Genomic DNA, 19504 nt, shown 5'->3' with positions numbered 1-19504 from the left:
CCATTTATACAGAAAGGACTTTTTTTAATTTATCTTTCGCATATACCCAATATTTTTATCGGCAAAAAACATTATATTCATGATGCTATATAATAATGATTAATTATGCTGTTCATGTAAATTTTTTACACCATATATAAAGCCACCAGAAATCGAAGCTGCCGATTCTGGTGACTATATGACTTAAATAAGTTGTCACTCACTTGTGATACAGAGGTAAAACAGTATCAGATGTCTCAAGTTGTTTCGGATTTCTTCTTCGTTGGAGCTGTAAAGGCATAGTATTCCGTCTGAATCTCCCCCACCAGCTCATCATAAAGATAGAAGCTTGTCTTCTTCTCACTCCAGTCATACTCCACGCTGTCAAAAACAATCTCCGACTCCCCGTTGTAGATCTCATACCTCGCCTCCGGAGCAGTCTTGATCCTTATACTCTTTCTAAGCTCACAGTAATCCGCCCGTGGCACGGTGATGAGCATCTGCGGCACTGCTTCTTCATCTCTCCTCTTAAGCGGCGTAGCATCCAGCGCCAGAACACCATCATTCAGTTCCTTTATAGTAAGTCTGCATCTTCTATGCTTTATAAGTGTCCACTTTGTCCAGCCCGGAGAATAGAACTTTACAGTCCGTCCTTTATCTACAAACTCCTTCCGGGTCTCTTCCAGGGCCTTCTGAATGTTGTTAAAGACCACGGTATCCCCGTAAAAGTTCAGGTCTATTCTCTTCCGGATGGCATAGTCTGCCTGCAGGTAGTAATAGTAAGCAGCTTCAGCATTAACTTGAGCTCCGATGCCCTCTCTGTATACATTACCCATGCGGAGTGCTGCATCGGCAAATTTACAGTCATCGCCCTTCATAAAGCGCTTTAGGTTCTGCTTATAAACCTTCCAGTACAGATGGTTTGCGGAATACTCGTCCTTGACCACTCCGTAGCCGTGAGCCAGCATATCGGCAAGCTTGTAGGTACTCTCAAAGTAAGAGTAGGCATGGCCCACGCTGAAATACATAAAAGCCTTGTCGTACTCAGGCACGCCGCCGGTACACCTTCCGTAGTAGTAGATGTAACCGAGGGTATTGGCGGCCGAAGCATCTCCGGTCATCTGATAATATTCCTCGAATGCATCCCGGGCCTTAAGCCAGTCATTCGGGAAGATTTTCGTTCCGCAGTAATAGCAGTAACCTCTACGCTGTATGGAACCGGGATCTTTCTTCACATCACACCAGTAGTCCAGGCATTCCTTGAACAGCTTCTGAGTGGCCTCGGACTGCTTGTCGATATCATTGTCATCGTACTGGGTAGCGATCTCATGCTTTATGAAATCAGAATACTCCTTCCCGTCGGATTCCACCCAGGTTCCCAGGATATCATTAAATGGAGCCAGTTCATCCTCACAAATATCATCAGGTTCAGAGTCGGACAGCTCCCAATGAAGCTCATCCATCACATCTAAGACATATGCCAGAATATTCTTCTCCGTAACTGAATCAACAACCAGTCTGCTCATATCTTCAGGGAAATGCATATCCTCTACCAGTAGCATGATGGTATCGATCCAACGAAAGACCTCGTCCACTGTCTTTCCGGTATAATGCTTAACTCCGGCATAAAAGTCCTCCGTACTGATCCTGTACTCCACCGAATCCTTTTTTGCCCGGTCATCGATCAGATTAGTCCCATTAGAAATCTCAGTAAGGCTAATGTCTCCACGCACAAACGCCCGGAGCTCTGATGTCTTAATTTTCGGCAGCTCAACAACCTTCAGTTCATGCTCTTTAAATGTCAGATCTTCAGGATGTATGAATGATTTGTCGTAGAACGAAACGATAACATTGGACTTCTTCCGGCTGACTACTTCACCTACACGTCCGGTTGCGATGACTTCAACATAGCTACCATCACTAATATGTTCCATAACTGTCTCACTTTCAGTATTAATATCAATCCTCTTCCGCCGCCTCATACGCCGAATCATAGTCCAGGCCCTCGGCATCCATATACTCTTCGGCCAGGTTCTCCATATAGTCATCTCTTCTGTGTGTTTTTGAAGAACTCTTCTTGGTTCCGGGATAGACATAGGAGTATGTATATACAGATCGATCATGCTCTCTTAACCATTTCACATCTGCCGTTGGTTTATACTCTTCTGTTTCTTCAACTTCTGTAACATCGTCACTCAATTTATCGGTCACCATACTGATTTCATAACTTTTGGCGGATTCAGTTTCCTTAAGACTAATGTCTACACTTGTTGACTCGATCAATTCCCGTTCTTTTCTGCGAATCTCCGCCATTTCCTTTTCTCTTTGTATCTGTTCATCCTTTTGATGGTTATGCTTTACTAGAAAAGTATTGTATAGAAGAATGATGGTGAATAAGATAACTAAGGCACGTAACCTTCTAATGATATCTTCTCTATTAAAATTCTTATCCATATTTTTAAACCCTTAACATATAGCCTGGATAATGCTTACGATCAGCACTACCGGCATGATCATTAAGATCAAACATGAAAGGCAACCACCGGAATTTCGGTGCATATTATCAAGCATAAATAAATCAAATAACTCATCATCGTCATCCATATAAATACCTGCCTATTCTAAATATCGACTTATCTCTTGCTTCTATATCTTAATTCTACTCGTACTCAAAACAAAAAAATGCACATCTATAACAAGTTTATAATCATTTAATAATTGAAAAAAGCCGTCAGTAACCGGTGATGTCCGGTTCTAACGGCTTGTATTGTTAACCTATATTCACGATATTTGCCCCAAACGGACAAAGACACAGCTTTGCGATCTTAAAGTGTATAGCTGCAATTTTTCTTGTATAAAAATATCGAGGCTATACTATAATTTACTTAAACAACACGAATTAATACCATATAACAAGCAGTTCCGGCAATGATAGATAAATACATGTTTTTCCTTATGAGTTGCAGAATGACAATTAATGTACAGGCGATGAGTTCCGGAATCCCGTATGGAAACTGTCCGATGTTCATATTCCGAAGACAATAAAATACAAGTACCATCATAATTGCGGGAGGAAGCACACTGCCTAGATACTGTATCGTTTTAGGCAACGGTCTGCTGCCGAATAGCAAGAACGGGAAGGCACGAAGAATCCACGTGACAATTGTAATAACGGAAATGACTGCAATCAGATAAGCCGTATTATTCATTCGGGATGCCCTCCTTTATTTCAATGGGTCTGCGGAGCAGTATCAGTGCGATAAGACAGCTAATCATGGTGGGAATCAGGAAATACTCTTTTCCGAGCAAGAGGTAAAATCCTAGCGCACAGACAGCCGCCGTTAAGAAAGGTAATTTGGAACGATACTGCTGCCATTGGTTAACGACTACAATCAAAAAAAATGCTGTAGCGGAAAAATCAATCCCACTCATATCAAATTGCAGGAATTGTCCGGCACAGGCGCCTATGAAAGATCCGAATACCCAGTATAAATGGTCAAGCATGGCAATCATGAACGCGGCCCTATCTTCATCAAGGTTTGCCTCATACTTTACAGAACAGAGAACAGAGTATGTTTCATCGGTCAGAGTCAGGATCATATACGGATAACGCCAGCCCATTCTGCGGAATTTCTCGATAAAACCGATGCCATAAAAAATATGACGGGCATTGATGAAGAAAGCCATAAACGCAAGTGAGGGCAGGGATGCACCAGAAGTCATCATTGGAACCATCACAATCTGCATTGATCCGGCAAAAATAAACAAGCTGGAAGCAGTGGTGAGCAAAATGCTATAACCGGCATCGCTCATCAGTATGCCGAACGCAATACCGATGAACAGATAAGTAAAAAAAATAGGAATCGTATTTTTGACTGCAAAACGAAACTCTTTCATTGACTTCGCTCCCATTGACATGAAAATAGATTTGCTATATTTTAGGGCATATCATTGTTCTGTACAAGTACTCTAAAAATAGATAGATACTATCATTTTTGATACTGTGAGGAGGAAATATGAAATCCGGCAAAAAATTCAATTGCACAATTGAAGCTTCTATACCTATCATATACTACTGCTATAACGATGTATTTTTCTACCGCGCTCTTTCTGAACTCCACGAGCATATGTCGTTTCAGGATATCCAAAGCCAATGATAAGTCCCATATAATGATTCTTAGGAACACCCAGCATCTGCCTTGCATCCGGAGCAAGTTCGTTTAATACTTCAGCTGGATAACTCATAATCGCAGTCCCAAGACCATGCGCATTGCACAGAAGCTCAAAATATGCTGTAGCAATGTTACAGTTGACTTTTGCATCTTCAGCCCACTTTCCTTCACTCTTTTCATGCGCAATAAAAAGATGTGGTGCCCCGCAAAAGAGAAGATCATCTTTTCTTACGGTTTTTTTAGCCTGTTCCATACCATCACCTTCTTACTCAATGATCTGTACTCTCCCAGGCTTTCTCGGTTTGCTGATGGGTTGTTCCCCGTCGATATAACCGAGTATCACAAAAGCCTGACATATATAATTATCGGGAACGCCCCATTCTTTCATGAGCGCCCGGCCTTCTTCACTGTCAAACGTTTCTTCACCCCTGGAGATGATACAAGAGGCAATACCCAGTTCCGTAGCCTGCAGCACGATATTTTCAGCCATGCAGAAAGCATCCGCGGTCTTAAACAGGAAATTACCCTGGGCAAAGATTGCAATCACTGTAGGTGCTCCATAGAATCCATCCTACATGGTGGGATCATCAATGACACTCGGCTGCTCCTTAGATACATAAGAACCTACCAGGTTCCCTCTGTTAAACTTCGCAAGATTCATGACACCAAGCTTTCTTGTCAGTTCCCTGTTATGCAGTGCTACCATCATGCTTCGTTGTCCGCCGCCTGCATTAGGAGCAAAATTTCCCGCTTCAAGGATCTTCTCAAGATCCTCACGACTGATCTGTTCGTCCGTATATTTTCTGATTGAATGTCTGCTTTCTTGTTAAAGTATGTCTTGCACCCCTTCGCTTCATATTCTTTGAATTTCTTATCACATATGGCAAGTAGTTCTCTATATTCCTGTGCGGTCATAGATGCATCCAGTTCACAGCCACTCGGCACATATCTTGAAAAAGCGAATACATTTGCACCTGCCTTAACTACTTCATCAATGATTCCCGGAACCTCCATACGGTTTGTCTTTGAAACCGTAGTCATGATGACACTGCGGATGCCCGCCTTATTGATACATTCAATCTTTTCAAGTGTACAGTCAAAAGAACCAGGTTTTCTGAACCAGTCATGTGTTTCTCTCAGACCATCAATGGAAAGCTGATACTTCTCGCATCCATAACCTTTAAGTTCCATGCAGACCTGATCGTTTAAGTAAAAAGGATTCCCCATGATAGTGAACCTGATATCATGCTCCTTCATCAAAGACAGAAGTCTCCAGAAATACGGATGGAGGAATGGGGCCTGGATTATAAAAAAAACTTGTAGAAAAAAGGAGCAATGGGGTTTTATTTCTAAATACCATTGCTCCTTTTCCCATCACCTATTTACTTTTTATCATTTCCAAAATCCCAAAAACCTGTCCCCGTTTCGGCATCGAATTGTCTTTTGATTACACCTCCGATAACAGGGCGAAGCTCTATTTCAGCTGTATATAAAACCGTGATAGACTTTATATGTCCTGCAGAAATATGGTGCTGATTGCCTTTTTTATTATTTTGAAAGTCTTGCTCCCATTTGAAAAGCCATATCGAGATCTGCTGGAAACTGCTTCTCTCGCATTTCTTTCTTATGTTCTTCACTAAAGCCTGCCATATTAAACTTGCTATAGTCTGCTACCTGCAAAGTATCACAGCAAGGATATATTTCGACAGTTCCATTAAGCGCTTTAAATGCTTCCATTTGTCTCTCCATCTGAGCCTTATATGCGCTTTCATAAAAGGCTTTTGGAGCATTCATAGTAAGCACTACTCCTACATTCACCTTTCCCTTAAAATAGTTAGAATAATCATCGTATGACAAATCACAAAAATGTAGCCTTTCAATCAATGCATGAACCTGGCTGGTGATATCTCCAAGATAAATCGGAGAACCTATAAACATTGCATCTGCTGAAAATATCTTATCTATAACAGGAGACAAATCATCCTTCCAAAAGCAGTGGCATCTTTCTATATCCTTGCGTTTGCAGGCCATACAGCTTCTACATCCGGTATAGTTCAAGCTGTATAAATCAATGTATTCCGTCTCTGCACCAACTGACTCAGCACCCTTCTGCACTGACTTAAGCATTTCTGCTGTATTCCAGTTTTTTCTTGGGCTTCCATTTAAAATGATAGTTTTCATAGTTCCTCCTAACATGATCAAATCACTTTATATCCAGCCGCTTCAAGTACCGATAATGCTCTGTCAAAATTATCAGCTTTAGTCAGGATATAATCTGTATTATAGGTCGATACTGCGAATATCCCTATCTTATTATCAGCCAATATGCCTGAAATCTTTGAAAGAATTCCAATAAGAGAGAAATCCAGAACTCCCTGTATCCGAAATGCTCTCCATCCATCGTCCCTTTCCAAAGTATTGGCAGGAGCATCCTCTGTCTTACATACTAAAGATATCTCCTCATCCGTTTTCCCAACAAAATAAAAACTCTTTGTGACATCTATATCTGAATCTTGTTTCAATTTACATACTGTAAAATCATAGTGTATCTTCTTTAATTCCATATAATCATTCTCCACTCTAAAAGGAAGATGTTCGTATTATCCAAAGCTCTGTGGTACTGAGCTCATTAAAATGCTTAACTATCAAATCCATCAAGTATCTTCATTAACTCCTTATTTCTTTCAAGCATATTATAAATGCCATGCCTTGTATTTATTCTTTATGTACTTGGATACATCATCTCTTATGGATGCCATCAAAACACCTCCTGCTATAATCTCACACATTATTAGTCCGGCTGCTGACCATCATGAGCCTTCCATGCGCAATCTGTTATTTGCATATCTGTAAATACGGCCTTAAAGCTGGAATCTTCCGGACTGCACGCATAGGTTCCAAAGGAAATCGTTCCGGCTCCTTCCCACATATGGCAGACTCTCATTTGAGAAAAATCTTTTCCATCGTAGGAACACTCAATACAGTAATCATCTTCTCTCCTGCTAAATCTATACCACATCTGCTTTACATCAGCTGGAATAGCCGTAGTTGCCCAATCAGAATATCCGTGGTTTGTAACAACAGAGCCAAGATGCTGAAACTTATCATTTTCATACTCAACAGAAGCCTTAAGCCAGTTCTCTGAATCAAGATACATGACAATTCCGCACTGATCAAAACGATGATGGCTGTCGGTAAAGTCTGTCTTTACTATAAAGGAGAAGAATTTATCATCTGTTTCCATCTGCAAAACAGGAGCATTGTCATTCCTAAAATGATAGTAGGTTCTCTGCCACAAATCTGTGTACGGCATCGTTGTTACCTCAATGCACTTTTCTGTGATTTTATAATCCTCAGGCTCCCTGAGCCATTTCATTTTTTCAATCATCTCTCTGCCCCTCATTATTCTGCCTTAAATATGCTTAATCCCTTTAAAATCTCATTACTAAACCAACTTATCCAGCTCAGCCTTGCACTTACCCAAGTACTTAAGACACTCTTTTGAGTTCTTTATCGTATCCTTATCCAGCGAGCATTTTTCATCTTCAAGCTCTTTTATATTGGCTTCAACTTTCTTAATTGTATGCTGACGCTTAAAATACCTTTATTCTTTTGCAAAAGAAAATGGGCTTTGCAACCGGTGCTGTGTTCCGTTCGCTTGACCCATTGTAAATATAACACGTCCAAAATCCATTGAAAAGATGCACCAATGGAGAACTTTTGGGGCACCGAAATCATAGGTGCCAGTCACTGTGAACATGGGCTTTATCAGTATGTGTGGCTACTATGAAAGCATGATTTCCTCCGTTTCATCAAAACGGAGCGGCATCACTGCCGCCCAATGTATGTGTTTTGTCATGTGACATTAAGGTTACTGTTTTTACAAAAAGTTAATTTCTTTTTTTATTGAATACATTGAATTTTTAATTGTTTTCGCTTAAACTCATTGGTACGTAGAGCGGCCTGCTAGATGGTCATTCATCAAAGTGGCGTTTGTAAGAGTCGGAGCGGCCTACCGGATAGCCCAGCTATCGAAGTGGCAGTTGTTAAAAGTCGGAGCGGCCTACCGGATAGCCCAGCTATCAAAGTGGCAGTTGAAAAGGACTGTTCTTCGGAGCAGTCCTTTAAGTTTGGAGGACTTAATGAAACAAGAGCAGCTATCTTTTTATACTGTGGATATGAAACTAATCCGTAATATGCATAATCAGGGCGATGACAGAGTATTCTCTGTTTCACCACAAGCAGGTAAAGATAATCGTCCATTCGTAGGTTTGATAGTCATGCTTAATGAGCGTCAATACTGTGTTCCTTTAAGTTCCCCAAAATCAAAACACGAATCTATGAAAAATGGTCTCGATTTTCATCGTATTCTTGATTCAGAAGGAAAGCTTATTGGTGTTTTGGATTTCAACAATATGATTCCCGTCCGTCCCGATGTTGTAAAAAAGATTCATCCTCAAATACGTAAAAACGACAATTCTGCAGTTCAGCATTATAAAGAGCTCATAAGTGACCAGTTGACATTCTGCCGTCAGAATCATGAAGTTATAGTTAACAAAGCAAATAAGCTTTATCGAATGGTTCATCAGAAGAAAACCAGTGGTTTTGTGAAACGCCGATGCCTAAACTGGACAAAGCTTGAAGAAATACTTGATCGTTACAAGTCAGATTAATCTGATACTCATCACCTTTGAGCGCATTCAGAAATGAATCAAACACTTCGTATTCCCTGCGCATCATGGCTATCGTCCATATATCCTTTTTATGTTTTTCAGGATTATCCGTGTCCTTGAGGATCCCACCATCCGTATCACATCGTTCTATTGCCTCACGGATCATCACCCTCTCAACAGCCATCTTTGCTGTAGGATCGCTTTTATTGCTTGTCTGGACTCTTACTCCGAGATCAGCACTGTTCTTGGCTCTTCTGTTGTATTCCTTCTCATTAAGGATTGTGTTGAACAGCCCGATTTCAAAACAATCAACCAGCTGCGGGAACACAGAGTAGTTCTCGTAAATCAGATCAAATCTTTCTTTCGCATTGCCTGTTCCATAAGATTCAACAAGTTCATCTTTTGTAATGCTCATATCGCACCTCCTATTTGAACCCCGGAGGTCAGGTTAGCCGGCTAAGCTGTACCTCTTGCTTACATATGTAATTCTACGGAACGTGACGGAATAATACGTTCTCTTAGATATAGAACTTTAGGTTCGAGATTTTCGAACAAAAGGACAAAAAAAGCACCAGCCACAAGTGCATTTGCACTCATGAACTGATGCTCTCTTATTATTTCTTCTTATGATAAGTAATAGCAGGACACATGTCATTCGACTCGTGGTTGATAATCGTTACCTACTCCTCATTTTCCTTGCCACAAGTTTTTCTCTTGTTATTGTCAAAAATGATAGTCAAAAGCTGCAACTATATAATAAACATCTCCATCCTTGCAACGACGCATTAACTGCTCAGGGCTCTCAAAATCTCCATAATCACTGTAGAATTGCAAAGCACATGTATCATCCATTACACACTGCAGCTTATACAGCAAATAACTGATATCTCTGTCTTCACTATCCAAAAGTTTTTCCAATGTAAGAGCATTGCTGAATTTTTTTAAAGCCTTGCGATATCTTTGATAAACGCCTTTCATGAATTTTTCACGATTTTTAATGGTCATCTTGTACTGCACAAAGTTGTCTTCAGGATAATCCTCATACTCCGTTTTCATGATCTCTGTCTGAAAAAATTCGGAGTAATATCCAGAAAAATAGTCCCTTGCTTCATACTCAAGATTCGTTACACCACAATAATCATATCCCCGGCGCTCTATCTGACTCACTGAAAAATAGTCATCGTCAATGACATCGTTTTCCGAAATCGGATTATCATTCAAAACAAAAATTGTAGAATGCATTATTTGTTCACCTTATCTCTGATTCGCAATTCTAGCCAGTTCTCGCTTAAATGCATCGTAATTCCGACTGTCCTTAGGACTGCAATAAACAGCAAATTCTATATTTTTGAACATATACAGATAGTCATTAATCACATTTGCTGCAGCTCTGGCAACAATCTCCGGTTTATTCTGAAATGCTCCACATCCAAATGCCCCCAATATAACTACTTCATCAGCATTAGCCACGGCAACATCCAATATTCTCCTTAGCCTCTTTTCATGAAGCTCAAGTAGATCTTTATCTGATATTTTCACTTTTTTCGTTCCATCGCTCTTATTATATGGATTGCTGGGGTTGTCCCTAAGATTAGGAGCAGCACATGTAATAACGTCAACCTCATACCACTGAGTTTCTGGCATGGCAACAGGAGCTGCTGTGTCTGTTTTAAACACTACAACTCCCGGAGTATATATAATGTCATCATTGTGAATTGGATCAGCTGCATTCCTGTGAGGAGCATAAAATCCATTCCACATCTCCTTGGTATTAAGCATGCTGTACAAAGTCGAGCATCTGCACAGACATTCTTCCTGGGCTGTAGATCCCTTAACTACTCCACCGCCCGGATTTGTTGCTGAAGCAAAATTGTGAACAGCAACCCTCATTCCCTTATATGCACTTGCAGCTTCTAATGCTCTTTTCTTTGAGACTATAATCTTAGCCGCCTCATCATATTTATCATTGTCATATGCAGATGTTGAATCGCCCTCCAGAATAAGCTTCTGATTCTCAGATGCCAGTTTTATAGACTCCCTTAATCGACCGTTCTCTTTGCACATTTTTTCCGTATCCTGGAATATTGCTACATTTTCATCTCGTCCCATTATTCTCACCTTCTTATTCTGTCAATTCGTATCATGAATACAATTTCTCTAAAAGAGCTTCATTGTCACAATCATATTTTTTAATCTCATCACGAATCTTCTGCTTAAAGTGTCTGAAGAATAATTCTATGTTCTCCCGTTCAGAACCTGTGTAGTTATTCGTCTGATGATGGTACTTATCCAAACTGTAGATATAGAGAATAGACTTTGAGATTCTCGGGTCAGCATTACATGCAACTCCCACAGCAAAGAAATATATCATATCAAATGTCTGTTTTCTTGCAGATGCTATCATACATATACGCGGACTCTCCATCTGCAGAATTCTGAACGCATCTTCTTCGAACTTCTTGTTCTCAATATCAGTTTGTGAAAGAGGTCCGTATTTACTCATATCAACCTCTTTCTCATCATGGTCCATAAAGTTACCAAGAAATAGTTTCTGCCCGCAAGAACAGCTGACTGTTATTGCCATGCCAAGAGATGTTGGTGAAAAAGAATAGGAAAACCTGTCTCCAGCCAGTCCCTCAAGACAGCCATCATGAAGCTTTTGGAATTCATTAAGTTTTTTCGCATCTCTGCCTATTATTTTAAATGTGATGTCCTCAGTTTGCATCTATATTCTCCTGTTTCCATCCTTCTAGTGCCTCATCTTCTCTCATAAAACTAAATCAGCATAATCTCTGGTGTCGTACCATTCTGATTTGTACCAGTCCTCACAGAACTTCATTGCATAATCAACGCCACATTGTTCGCCAGGAACGTCATAGATACTTCCTCCTGGTCCGAGGAATGCACCCCAGTATTCATCAGCTTCCTTACTGTCCCTACTAAGCTCTTTGGCTCTTAGCTCACAAATCCTATACACCGCAAGCGCTCCAGATTCACTATAGTTAAATACATAGATACGTTCATCAGGACTATATAAATCCCCAACATCCTGCAAGTATGTGAACATTTTCTTAGCTGAATCAAATGTAATAGGGCGATATTTAATACTATTTCTATTATTGTTTTCGATTCCCGAATTCATAAGCTACATTCTTTTAACTGCTATTCATAAATCCCACGCATCTTCTGTCAGCAAGCTTTCAGGTTCTCCCTTAATTCTTTCCTATAACTTCCATAATTTCTCAGCTTTCAATTACTTATCTCAGGATACTCCACAATCAGTTTTTCAACATTTGCCGGTGCAAGCACTGCCATGATATCAGTGATGTCCTTTTCGTTCCCAATTGCCTTGAATCCAGCCCATGCGTATGGAGAATCCTTTATGGTCATGGCTACTGCTTTCCTGTCGTGGTCGTATTCTTCATAAAGGCGCCTGGAATAGAGCATCATGTCTTCTGCTTTATGCTTCATCTCAGCAAACTGCCAATCATAGTACTTAATGATATGGGCATTAGCCGGAAAATCTTTTGCCAGCTTTGAAAGATCCTCACCATTACAGAAAAACTCAGCCATTCTCTTTACAGTGAACACTTTATTCGTAGATAATCTGTGCATAGCCACGTATGCCGGAGACTTTATCTTGACCCTGTTATGTTTCTCATCAACCACGACAAAGCCCTCATCCTCTATCTCGTCGCCCTTATTTAGCGCAAGAGCAGCAACAAGACACTCATTCAAAGATATTAGTGCAAAGCTCCTGGGTCTCCTAAATTGCAGAAGCTCTGTATCCAACTCTTCACCTGTAAGATTATTTCTTGCGGTCAGGAAGAACAAAGCAGTCATTTCATATCTGACAACAATCTGAGTAAGCGGAGAAACAAGCTCAAAAATGTAGGTATAGTCTTTATTCAGTTCCTCAAAAGGAATCTCATTTACGTTTTCAGCACGGGCAATTATGTCCGCATAAGTCAGTTCGTTATACCCTGGAATAGCTGCATCCTTAGCATCACAGGTAGAACTTGTCGCAAATCTCCAAGCATCTTTGTACCAGAAAAGCTTTATCATAGAGCCATCTATCTTTTCCAGCACCCTGGCGCTATTCCAGTCGATATCTGCAGCATACTGTTCCTGTACATTAAAAAACTTATCAAACGGCCAGCAGACCACTACGCGCTGAACCACGTCAATTATAATTCCTCTTGCTTCGCATACCAGCGGATCTGAGAAATCGGCTTCAGTTGCATATTTGAAGCACACAAGATCTCCGTTATGGTTTGTGCGTATAAGCCTTTCATTCAGCTTTTCTTCCCAGGTATCCGGGTTATTTTTTATGAATTCTAATATTCTCGACTTCATGTCTGTGTCTCTTTGTTAATCCACTTCTTTTCCTTCTTATCTACGGCGTGGTCAATTGTGATCCTGTGAATGCCGTCTATATCCGACAAAATCCCATCCTTTATCAGTTTTCCCAGATTAACCGGTGTATATCCGCAGACATTGGCTGCAAGATTCAGATGCTTACACCCTTCTTTATACATTTCCATATTGCTATGATCGTGGCCATGAATGTTAAGGCACCACGGCAGACCATAAACCGGCTCATGCGACAAAAGAATCTTATCAGCTATAAAAAGCGGGCCGGCATATATCTCATCAAATAGCCCTGTATACGCGCCTCTTCTATCATGATTGCCAAGAAGCAGAATCTTTTTTCTGACCTTAAGCTGTTTTACATACTCAGGCTTTCCTACATCACCAAGGCATACAAAGGTATCATTTTTCATGATCACAGAATTCAGTATTCTGACCTGTTCCGCAGGATCTATCCAATTCGGATCCATTAGCTTACAGTCATCATCATCAAAATGTGTATCAGACAGGATATATACCGATCCGTTTTCTGACCAGTGCCTAAATGGCTCATACAATGTAGATATCATGTTCCCTCCCGTCTTTGATTACTCATTATTTTTCCACAATGAGTCTATTACAAATTCTTCATCATCTTCCTGTGTTTCTATCCCACTTGGAAGTGGCGTTAATTCAACAACTGATATGCTATACTCATGCTTGGATTTATACAGATCTCTTATCTCACGCTCACTAAAAGAATCCAGTAATTTTTTTGAATCTAACGAATTTATCACAGCAGTCCTGCACTCGAAATCAACTTTATCGGTAACCGCTTCATCGCGGCCAACTCTTTTTTCACACTCCTCAACATATTTGTTGAAAATATCTTTAGCAACAGTACTAAATCTTTTAGGTATAATATGATTCGGTTCATCTTCATCACATATCAGATATACAAATTCTTCAATTACCTGTTCCTTTACATCATCTAAAAATACAGGGTCATCATTATAGGCATAGTCTAGCGTGTTTTCCAAGAATATATCTACTGCATCATACATATTATCTGCGTGAACTAAGTTGTATGTGTGAATCGAGCAGCTACCAACCACAAAAAAATCTTCATTGAACCCATCAGCCAAATCTCCGCGCCAGCAGACCATATAATCTCTCACTTTTTCCTCCAAAAATTGCCTACAGCACAGCCATGCGGTATCACTTCAGGTCAACCGGCTTAGCGCCAAACCTTCCCATGGATTTCAGCATATCTCTATGCCTAAAGAACAGTTATCCTCTGACTATTCAAAAAGCAAGACAAAAACCGATAAATAAACATGATTCATAAATAACCAAGAACATAAAACCCAAAATAGTGGAGACTATTATCAGCCAGTCGAGCTGCCAATGATTGCGACAATCATTGGGTTCCAAAAACAGGATTTGAACCTGTATTTCAAGCTTTTGGGCTTGCGCCTTATCCATTTGGCTATTTCGGACTTTTAAGTGGTTTTACAGACCATATTGTAACTTGACCCTGTTACAGAGAAGCCGGGTTCGAAGTTTTCGTGCTGCAGGCAATACTTTTACATTAGATTTCTATAAAAGTTGTAGCGTTGGACACCTTGATCTGAGTATCAAGCTCAGTAAGCAGGGTATCGCGTTTTTCTTTTAGCGCATCAGCTTTTTTCTGTGCTTCAAGCGGATCAACTACTTCAGTTGTATTTTCCTTAACATATGCATCTACAACTCCCAGTGGCTTATCATCCTTTACCTTGGTATCCTTACCAAGGATAGAAAGCCTCATGCTTTCAGCAGTACTTTGGAGCTGCTTATTCTTCGTATCTGCATACTGGATCATTTTCTGAAGATCAGTCTCCATCTTTTTCTGAAGCATATATTCAAAATTTGTGCTGCCATCATAAGAGCCTGTGCTTCGAAGTCTATTTCTTAGAGAAATCGCTCCAGCAACAGTATACTCACCATATGAAGTCTTTACCTTGGTCTTGGCATTTGATGCTACTATGGCTGAATCTATTTTCTGATATCTGTCTATCAGATCCTGGATCTGTTGATATGCGCTCTCTGCATTTTTAGCAAAATCTTCTCTGGAAATTCGCTCTTCAAATACCTTATCCTCATTAGGCTTTATCGTATCAATGAAAACCGCTTTACCTATCTTATCAGTGATTTTGTCAACAAGAAGGTCTCTTTCATCAAGTGCCTGTGTTACAAGCATTTTCTCTGCCATATCTACCACTCTCCTTTTCTAAGTATTACTCATCATTCTTCATTAGATATTTGTTGTTTATTACCTTCATCGATAACGGTCCGCTCAATGTATACGAATGAACCGGCTCTATGGGACGGATTACTATTCCTTCTCTGGTAGTTCCGTTGAAACCAATTCCTTCTGCCCTAGCTAAAAGAGCTGCTTCATCAGGATACTTTGCAAGAAGGTCATCTCCTTCCTCTTCAACCGGAACCATCTGGCAATGAACGTATTCACAGATTTCCCTTAGCGTTGCCAGATCAGTTCTCTTGTCATCCATTTTGGCTGTAAACACAAACCACTCCGGTTTCTTTAACTTAAGCCTGTTCTTCTGAATTCCTTCACCGCACCATTCTCCCTGAAGAACCAACGTGCTAAGCCCATGCTCATCTGCATACTCTTTCATCTTCTCAGGTATTCCTGCGGCCTTTACATGCTCAACAAATGCAGACTTTCCATCATCCTTATAAGTGAAGTTATGTCCGGTAAAAGATATTTCCCCATCCCTTACACCTATTGAATGGCTTGATCCATCCATCTTTGTAGTTATGTAATATGGAAGCCCCTTGAACTCGTTTAGCAGTTCAGGTGCAGACTGTATTCTGGTCTCATCAGTCTTAGGGATATATCCCGGACGATCTCCAATCATAGTTCCTCCGGATCCTGCACGCTCAGGCATTTCCCATTCACGCACACCAAGGATTTCCGTGACGTCCATTCCTTCCTCCAGTGTCATGCCCTGAAGCTTTGGCAGCTTATCTATCCCCAGACATAAACCCTGGGATATCTCTCCTCTAAACTTCATGGTCTTAAGCCTGAATCCTTCTCCCACGAACTCATTGTTCTTGTAGGAACTCTTTCTTAAAAACTCGAACTCATCACATAAAGGCAGAAAAGAGTCTATCTCGAAATAGACCACCATATCTCCTACATGAAATTCATCTTTTCCACCGACGCACTTCCATCCAAGTACCTGGACAAGTTCCAGTCTATCCGCATCCGGTATAGGCATGACTGCCTTGATTTTCTGTATTGATGCTAGTTTTCTCATCTTTTCTTTCCTTCCTTCTCAATAATACTTCGAATAAGCTCCCCATATTCATCTCCTATCGGAAGCTTGTAATCTACATGTATCCTTTTGCGCGTTGTCATTTTAGTCTCGCCTGACAAGGGATTAGTGCCCTCTTTCTCATACTCTTCCATCCACATACCGACTCCGCGTTTCTGCCATGAAGGCAGCTTATCGTAATTAATTCCTCTGCTGAAAAGGAGTTCATTTTTGTAACTCACACCTTTGCCATTCAGCTCTGATGTCGCCTTGTGAACTGACACCCCTTCTTTTCTAAGCATCCAGTAACAGTGCGAATTAAGAGCATTTCTGTTAGCATCCTCCTGTCTCCATCGGAAGTAATCTTCAACTCTTTCTACATTTGGGAGAGGCACCATTCTGCAATCAAAAGTTGCTGCCATTCCAAGTTCCAGTGAAAACACTACACTGGCTTCAGCAGCCAGGGTTGAATTGTATTTTCGCACTTTCCTTCCAAATGCATCCTCGCCAGCAGCAAACAGTAATGATATCTCATCGCTTTCTGTGTATGCATACACAACTCTGAATCCACAATCCATGAGCGCCTTTGTAGTTTTCACCATCATATCTCTAAATTTTTCATCAAACGGTGCTTCAAAGTTGCAAACTTCTTTTGTAAGCTTTGTAAAGCCCCGACCATCAAGCCTTGCAACCATATAAATGTCAGGAAGTAATACCTGATCTAACGACTGCTCATAAATTCGCATCTTTGCATCCATCTCATCAAAACGCATTGTTTTCTCCTCCATTACTATTCTCTACTAACAATAGTATTCCTCCCCTGCACAGTTGTCAGTTAACTCGTGGTTGATAAAACGAAGTCGCGGGGGCAGGAGTCGAACCTGCTATCACTTGGGATATGAGCCCTGTATGGTCATTCAGTTCCACTCCCCCGCAAAGGCCGGATGAAGGATGTGCGCCCTCCTCTGATGATTACAGGTCACCTGCATCGCTATCTATGCTTATCCGGCGTGATGTTTCAGTGGACCGCACGGGAATCGAACCCGCCGTCTCTGGTATGCAAAACCAGCGTCACCCCATTGCGACTTCCGGCCCATGGCGCAGAAGACCGTGCCTGTGGCCTTCTGCTATATTTATTTGTTTGTCCAGAAGTAAGGAAGTGCCTGCCTTCTCCTTCTGAGAGTGGATAACCGGTTATGATCCGGCACCTTCGGTTTGGAAGACCGATATGCTGCCAATTGCACCACATCCACGTATTTTTGTATTAAAAAAGGATCCATCCAACACGGACAGATCCAAAAATCTACAGTTTATTCCGATGCCACTATTAACCTCTAACATCGGACTTTACAATCTGTCCTGATATATTTTTCTATTCCCCATGTTGGTTCTGATGATCCTGAAATGAGCGCACTAATAACAAACGTATCAGCTGTAAAGCCATACGCCTTTGTCGCGGTTGTGAATGTCAAATTAGAAATCATCATCTGTTTCATTGAAAGCTTTCTACCTTGCCTTTCTATCTCATCACTAAATCTGTTTAACAAAAAAGGAAGCGACCACATATTTACATTGATGTTTGCATCAAAATAAATAGGACAGGCACTTCCTATGAACCTAAATCAGCACCTGTAATATGAAATGTAAAGCTTGTTTTACAAAATCACGAAACATCAAATTTCTATCCGTTCTGAAACTTTGCCTTCATTTAGATTAGAAATTGCAGCATCCATCACATTTAACGTGTTCCTAGATATAGAAAATTCGTCAGTACTATGTTCTTCAAAAAAACTCACAATCTGCTTAGCTGATACCGGGAAAAAGTTATTGGCATCTACACCAACATCATATCTTCTCTGTCCATCAGACCTATTAGTCTCGTTGTACTCCATACGTGCATGGATATGTCCATGGAGATGGTAACCTCCGCTACCCTTTTTAGGCCAAGATAACATCGGATAATGCATTAAAGAAAAAGCTTTCCCATCTACAGAGATTTTCATAAAATCCTGAATATCTGCAAAAAGCCGCGGATCATAATTCTTATCATGGTTACCTCGAATAAGATATTTCTTTCCATTCAGCTTCTTTATCAAATTATCAGCGTCTTCGATTTTCATATGATGACAGATATCTCCAAGGATATATACAGTGTCATCTTTTTGGACAACAGCATTATAATTCTGCAAAAGAACTTTATCCATTTCCTCAACAGATTCAAATGGTCTGTTCTGCATTGTTATTATTGCCCTATGTCCAAAATGCATATCTGCAGTAAAATATATCATCGTATCAGTCCCTACTTTGCCTCTTCGAATTTCCTCGTCAAAGTATCAACGATGTAAAGTTTCTGATTCCCGAAAGGATCCCCTTTTGAGTAAGTCGAGTAAAGATCCAGTGTCAGCACTCCACAAGCATCTAGCGGTTCCTCTACGGGTGTATGACCCACTACCTGATACAAGAGATCATCCCTAAACATCCTGTAAAAGTCAGCCTGAGGCCTTGCCCATATAGGCGAACTATCTCTCCATAGTTCCTGTTTTCCCATCCGATTGATCTTTGCAAGGATATCTTCAATTTCTTTCATATGATATCCACACGTCTGAAAGACAAAACTCTCCGTAAGACCGGCATGACTGAATAGCACATCATCAATTTTATGGACAAATCTATAACGTTCTCCAAGAACACGTTCCAGTCTGGTAACGCCTTCAATAGCAGTTATCCTTGCCTGGACAGAATATCCCGATTCCATGGCATCCCAAAGATAAGATACATCGTGATTACCATAGCACCACAATGACTGATCATGCTCTTTGCCAAATTCAGCAGCACGATCCAGCGTCTCTTTATATGCGTCTAAATCATTTCCTTTCCCCCAGTCATCTACCAGGTCCCCGAGTATTACGATGTCGTCGTAGCTGTTCTCATCAACTCTATCAGCCACATCAAAAATCCATGGCTTTAGATGCACATCAGGAATCACAAGTACTCTGCTCATTTCAAAAAA

Annotated in this window: 22 protein-coding genes, 4 tRNA genes and 1 pseudogene; 1 reads left to right on the top strand and 26 read right to left on the bottom strand. The window is 40.7% G+C overall.

Features of this window, described 5'->3' with window-relative positions; translation table 11 throughout:
* Positions 1–236 precede the first annotated feature (236 nt).
* From BLV86_RS07285 to BLV86_RS07235, 10 genes and pseudogenes are all read right to left on the bottom strand, one after another.
* Positions 237–1913: a tetratricopeptide repeat protein gene (locus BLV86_RS07285; RefSeq protein WP_090815947.1), complete on the bottom strand. Its 1677-nt coding sequence runs from the start codon at positions 1911–1913 to the stop codon at positions 237–239.
* Positions 1914–1938: 25 nt separating this feature from the next.
* Entirely contained in the window at positions 1939–2433 is a 495-nt protein-coding gene (locus BLV86_RS07280; RefSeq protein ID WP_139297893.1) for a hypothetical protein, read from the bottom strand.
* Between the two features lie 431 nt (positions 2434–2864).
* A complete protein-coding gene (locus BLV86_RS07275) occupies positions 2865–3188 on the bottom strand; it encodes a branched-chain amino acid transporter permease (protein WP_090815943.1) in 324 nt (107 codons plus the stop codon).
* The gene (locus tag BLV86_RS07270; protein WP_090815942.1) at positions 3181–3876 is read right to left on the bottom strand and encodes an AzlC family ABC transporter permease; all 696 of its coding nucleotides are present in this window, start codon (positions 3874–3876) and stop codon (positions 3181–3183) included. The genes BLV86_RS07275 and BLV86_RS07270 overlap by 8 nt, the downstream gene beginning before the upstream one ends.
* Positions 3877–4044: 168 nt before the next feature.
* Positions 4045–4404: a nitroreductase family protein gene (locus tag BLV86_RS07265; protein ID WP_090815940.1), complete on the bottom strand. Its 360-nt coding sequence runs from the start codon at positions 4402–4404 to the stop codon at positions 4045–4047.
* Positions 4405–4416: 12 nt separating this feature from the next.
* Positions 4417–4911, bottom strand: a pseudogene (locus BLV86_RS18250) (nitroreductase family protein).
* Positions 4857–5459 (bottom strand): radical SAM protein, encoded by a 603-nt coding sequence (locus BLV86_RS07255; protein ID WP_330386209.1) that lies wholly within the window; start codon positions 5457–5459, stop codon positions 4857–4859. The pseudogene BLV86_RS18250 and the gene BLV86_RS07255 overlap by 55 nt, the downstream one beginning before the upstream one ends.
* A gap of 240 nt (positions 5460–5699) precedes the next feature.
* The gene (locus BLV86_RS07245) at positions 5700–6332 is read right to left on the bottom strand and encodes a flavodoxin family protein (RefSeq protein ID WP_090815936.1); all 633 of its coding nucleotides are present in this window, start codon (positions 6330–6332) and stop codon (positions 5700–5702) included.
* 17 nt (positions 6333–6349) lie between these two features.
* Entirely contained in the window at positions 6350–6715 is a 366-nt protein-coding gene (locus BLV86_RS07240; protein ID WP_031555341.1) for an ACT domain-containing protein, read from the bottom strand.
* Positions 6716–6942: 227 nt separating this feature from the next.
* Positions 6943–7539 (bottom strand): DUF1349 domain-containing protein, encoded by a 597-nt coding sequence (locus BLV86_RS07235; protein ID WP_090815934.1) that lies wholly within the window; start codon positions 7537–7539, stop codon positions 6943–6945.
* Positions 7540–8293: 754 nt separating this feature from the next.
* Here BLV86_RS07235 and BLV86_RS18625 point away from each other — a divergent pair.
* Positions 8294–8824, top strand: a complete 531-nt coding sequence (locus BLV86_RS18625; RefSeq protein ID WP_031555333.1) for a type III toxin-antitoxin system ToxN/AbiQ family toxin — start codon at positions 8294–8296, stop codon at positions 8822–8824.
* A gap of 723 nt (positions 8825–9547) precedes the next feature.
* Here BLV86_RS18625 and BLV86_RS07225 read toward each other — a convergent pair.
* The 16 genes from BLV86_RS07225 to BLV86_RS07155 all read right to left on the bottom strand — a co-directional run bounded on the left by BLV86_RS07225 (position 9548) and on the right by BLV86_RS07155 (position 19495).
* A complete protein-coding gene (locus BLV86_RS07225) occupies positions 9548–10066 on the bottom strand; it encodes a hypothetical protein (protein ID WP_090815932.1) in 519 nt (172 codons plus the stop codon).
* Between the two features lie 12 nt (positions 10067–10078).
* Entirely contained in the window at positions 10079–10933 is an 855-nt protein-coding gene (locus BLV86_RS07220) for a TIGR02452 family protein (protein ID WP_090815929.1), read from the bottom strand.
* 31 nt (positions 10934–10964) lie between these two features.
* The gene (locus tag BLV86_RS07215; protein ID WP_090815928.1) at positions 10965–11549 is read right to left on the bottom strand and encodes a hypothetical protein; all 585 of its coding nucleotides are present in this window, start codon (positions 11547–11549) and stop codon (positions 10965–10967) included.
* Between the two features lie 42 nt (positions 11550–11591).
* Complete coding sequence (locus tag BLV86_RS07210; RefSeq protein WP_031553874.1) at positions 11592–11966, bottom strand: hypothetical protein; 375 nt, start codon at positions 11964–11966, stop codon at positions 11592–11594.
* Between the two features lie 107 nt (positions 11967–12073).
* On the bottom strand, positions 12074–13180 hold the full coding sequence (locus BLV86_RS07205) for an RNA ligase (protein ID WP_090815926.1): 1107 nt from the start codon (positions 13178–13180) through the stop codon (positions 12074–12076).
* Positions 13177–13764: a metallophosphoesterase gene (locus tag BLV86_RS07200; protein ID WP_090815925.1), complete on the bottom strand. Its 588-nt coding sequence runs from the start codon at positions 13762–13764 to the stop codon at positions 13177–13179. The genes BLV86_RS07205 and BLV86_RS07200 overlap by 4 nt, the downstream gene beginning before the upstream one ends.
* Before the next feature lie 18 nt (positions 13765–13782).
* Positions 13783–14352: a hypothetical protein gene (locus BLV86_RS07195; protein WP_090815923.1), complete on the bottom strand. Its 570-nt coding sequence runs from the start codon at positions 14350–14352 to the stop codon at positions 13783–13785.
* A 250-nt stretch (positions 14353–14602) separates the two neighbouring features.
* A tRNA-OTHER gene (locus BLV86_RS07190) sits at positions 14603–14673 on the bottom strand.
* Positions 14674–14765: 92 nt separating this feature from the next.
* On the bottom strand, positions 14766–15425 hold the full coding sequence (locus tag BLV86_RS07185) for a hypothetical protein (RefSeq protein ID WP_090815921.1): 660 nt from the start codon (positions 15423–15425) through the stop codon (positions 14766–14768).
* Positions 15426–15450: 25 nt separating this feature from the next.
* On the bottom strand, positions 15451–16497 hold the full coding sequence (locus tag BLV86_RS07180) for an RNA ligase (ATP) (RefSeq protein ID WP_090815919.1): 1047 nt from the start codon (positions 16495–16497) through the stop codon (positions 15451–15453).
* Positions 16494–17282, bottom strand: coding sequence for a tRNA(His) guanylyltransferase Thg1 family protein (locus BLV86_RS07175; protein WP_242873259.1), 789 nt, complete (start codon positions 17280–17282; stop codon positions 16494–16496). The genes BLV86_RS07180 and BLV86_RS07175 overlap by 4 nt, the downstream gene beginning before the upstream one ends.
* 72 nt (positions 17283–17354) lie before the next feature.
* Positions 17355–17430: transfer RNA gene (locus BLV86_RS17785), tRNA-Met, on the bottom strand.
* Between the two features lie 86 nt (positions 17431–17516).
* Positions 17517–17589, bottom strand: a tRNA-Ala gene (locus BLV86_RS07170).
* Between the two features lie 86 nt (positions 17590–17675).
* A tRNA-Gly gene (locus BLV86_RS07165) sits at positions 17676–17747 on the bottom strand.
* 420 nt (positions 17748–18167) lie between these two features.
* Complete coding sequence (locus tag BLV86_RS07160; RefSeq protein ID WP_090815915.1) at positions 18168–18782, bottom strand: metallophosphoesterase; 615 nt, start codon at positions 18780–18782, stop codon at positions 18168–18170.
* 11 nt (positions 18783–18793) lie between these two features.
* Complete coding sequence (locus tag BLV86_RS07155; RefSeq protein ID WP_090815914.1) at positions 18794–19495, bottom strand: metallophosphoesterase; 702 nt, start codon at positions 19493–19495, stop codon at positions 18794–18796.
* Between the last annotated feature and the right edge of the window lie 9 nt (positions 19496–19504).

The organism is Oribacterium sp. KHPX15 (assembly GCF_900107835.1).
Lineage (GTDB): Bacteria > Bacillota > Clostridia > Lachnospirales > Lachnospiraceae > Oribacterium.
This window is presented reverse-complemented; position numbering and strand designations above follow the sequence as displayed.